Origin of the sequence: Acetanaerobacterium elongatum (assembly GCF_900103835.1) — a bacterium.
Taxonomy (GTDB): Bacteria; Bacillota; Clostridia; order Oscillospirales; family Ruminococcaceae; genus Acetanaerobacterium; species Acetanaerobacterium elongatum.
The window spans coordinates 1-2568 of record NZ_FNID01000067.1 but is presented as its reverse complement, the minus strand read 5'-3'; the positions used below and the strand labels follow the sequence as shown (position 1 = coordinate 2568).

At 41.8% G+C, this 2568-nt stretch carries 3 protein-coding genes; all 3 read right to left on the bottom strand.

All coding sequences use genetic code 11. The features are described 5' to 3' along the window. Window positions 1-106 precede the first annotated feature (106 nt). Window positions 107-397, bottom strand: coding sequence for a macro domain-containing protein (locus tag BLR50_RS14185; RefSeq protein WP_092643806.1), 291 nt, complete (start codon window positions 395-397; stop codon window positions 107-109). A gap of 505 nt (window positions 398-902) precedes the next feature. Beyond that, window positions 903-2339, bottom strand: coding sequence for a S41 family peptidase (locus tag BLR50_RS14180; RefSeq protein WP_092643803.1), 1437 nt, complete (start codon window positions 2337-2339; stop codon window positions 903-905). Between the two features lie 2 nt (window positions 2340-2341). After that, window positions 2342-2568, bottom strand: a 227-nt coding sequence (locus BLR50_RS14625; RefSeq protein WP_205408723.1) for a hypothetical protein, incomplete at its 5' end; no start/stop codon positions are given.

The following is a 2568-nucleotide window of genomic DNA, read 5'->3' as shown; positions in this document are numbered from 1 at the left end:
TGCAATCCGTAAAACGTTGCCTGCTATTTTTGCCTACATACACAAAACCCGCCGGAAAAGGGCGGGTTTTGTCAGTAATCTGACCGAGGTTTCCCTCGGCTTTCTGCTAGATATTGCAAACCAGTATTTCTATGTCCGTATCATAGAAAACGGTGCAGATGATTTGCTTAACCCTTTCCCATTTAAGGTGATCCAGTCCGCAGCCTATGCGTGGAATGGCGAGTTTTTTGATACCAAGCTGTACAATCTGTGCTTTCAGATTGTACAGGGCAGCCGTGAGAGAATCGTATGTTGGTTTCTCCCAATAGCGTTTCTTAGTGACAAGATTTAAAACATTGCCAATCAGTAGAGCTTCGTTTTGATATGAAGTAGACAAGTTCACATTGACGAATTCCATCTACTGTCTGCTAATGGCTTTAATATCAGGAATAATGCATATTGTAATATTATACGGCATATCGTATAAATATAAGTTATTCAGTTGTGCCCATATTCCTTGACTATATGCACTTTTGATATATACGACTATAGTTGCCAATTTTCTCTAAAAGAAGTATTAACTCGATTTTAATTAAACCTGATGATAGCAATATTTTTAATGATAATGGCGTTTATACGGCATTTGGGGGGTAGTACATACATTACAAGTGGTAGAGCGCTTGAATGGCATTCAAGAGGTCAGCGGTTCGATCCCGCTTATCTCCACCAAACAAACCGCATAAATAAGCCACTTTTCAGAATCTGAAAAGTGGCTTATTTCTATTTTTTAGGAATCTTCGCTGGTTGCCGTAATAAGTGAATTATTTAAGGTCATTAGTTCTATTGTCTCTATGCGATCTTACAAGAGCATCTAATACTGCGTTTTATTGTTGCTGTTCAATCACACTTAAAAAGTTTAGTGGTCATTTTACCGTGAGTAATGAGACCGCCTCACATAGTTCCACATCTTCCCCATTGGCTGCCCTGAGGGCATTCTGCTTTGTCATTGGCACCCGAATGGATGGGCTTACGCCACCGATACCATTTCTGCTATCAAGCTGAACAACTCTGTTCTCATCCAATGATTGCCCGTACGGGAATTCCACCGTGATTCCGCCCGGCATTTTAACCTCATCCCCGGCAAGCCCAAACGAGCCACTGGTACCATAATATCCCATGGTCTTGCCGTTGGGCAGATTCTTGATTCCCATCGCCAGTCCTTCACCGCAGCTTACACATTTTAAGTTGATTAATGCAATAATTTTTCCCGTAAACTGCTGTTCCGCTGGCCGAATATAGAGACTCTCTAAATGGCTTGTTCCATAAGTTTTCTGGTATTCGTATAGCGTTTTTTGAGGATAGAATAGCCCTAAAATATCGGCTGTCATAGAATCAAGGCCGCCCAGGTTGTTGCGAATATCTAAAATCATACTAGTGCATTTGCGTTGATTGGCATCAGCAATCGCTTTTTGCATCAGGCCAAAAGTTGATTCGGTCTTCCCTGTCTGCCGTAGATCAGCATCGAGCTCAGCCCACAGTTTTATATACATAATGTTCCCATCTAATATCTTTTCCTCAACAATGGATTCTGGCACAGGGTTAGAGTCTTCATTGCCGAGATACATATTTCTAATCTTATCAGAGAGCACAGAATTGGGGTAGCCCTTTTGCAGCGATAACCCGTTGTCGTCATAAGCAGTCAGGGTTGCAGATAATTGAGCGCCACTTGGGGTAATAACTACTAGGCTGACTTTTGTACCATCGATGGCACGCACAAGATATGCCAGTTTTTTCTGTTGAAGATTTTCGTTCGTTGCCGAGTTTCCGGTAAAAACCGTGGAGACATCTTCAACCGCTTTTGTGGCAACCTGCCCGTTCCATTCGGTCAGCTCATCTCCCGCCCTGATTCCTGCGGCATAGGCAGGACCAGATTCATCGACCCATGTCACTATAATTTTCCCGTCATCCAGTTTTCCGACGGTCAGCCCAAAGCCACAGCCTATGTACTTGTTGTCAATATCAGCAATATTGTTCATCCGTACATGACCGTCTGGAATTTCATTTAGATAGGAACGAAGAGCAATATAATAATCTTCAAATGAGTTTTTGGACTGGGCCGCTCTTACCGCGGGAAGATACTTATCATAAATCCTCTTCCAGTCAATACTCTTCCATTGTGTAAACGCGTACTCCCTGGACATTTTTTCATTCAGTTTCTGATAGGACTGCGTCCAGGAAAGCTTGCTGTAATCGGATGCGGATATTGTCCTGCTATTGATAACATACAGGGTCACCAAAGCTGCCGCCGTGATAAGGATGACTACCGAAATTAAATATACAGCCTTTTTCTTCGTACTCATTTCTAGCTCCCTACAAAATATATAATTCCCAATAATATATCGTCATTTTTTGGATTTTCTTTAAGTAAAAGAGAGATTGGAAATAAGGCCGAGTCTGTTCGAATGGTTTTCATAAACAATAAGCATCCACCGGCTTGTGATATGCTCCCTTTATGAGAGACAGTGAAATAACAAACACTGTTCATCATGAAGGGAGTATTTTTATGCCACAAAAATCTAAAATAGAGGT

Bases quoted from the DNA above. Each gene is read 5' to 3' on its own strand.
- BLR50_RS14185 (WP_092643806.1), bottom strand. From the start codon at position 397: ATGGAATTCGTCAATGTGAACTTGTCTACTTCATATCAAAACGAAGCT.
- BLR50_RS14180 (WP_092643803.1), bottom strand. From the start codon at position 2,339: ATGAGTACGAAGAAAAAGGCTGTATATTTAATTTCGGTAGTCATCCTT.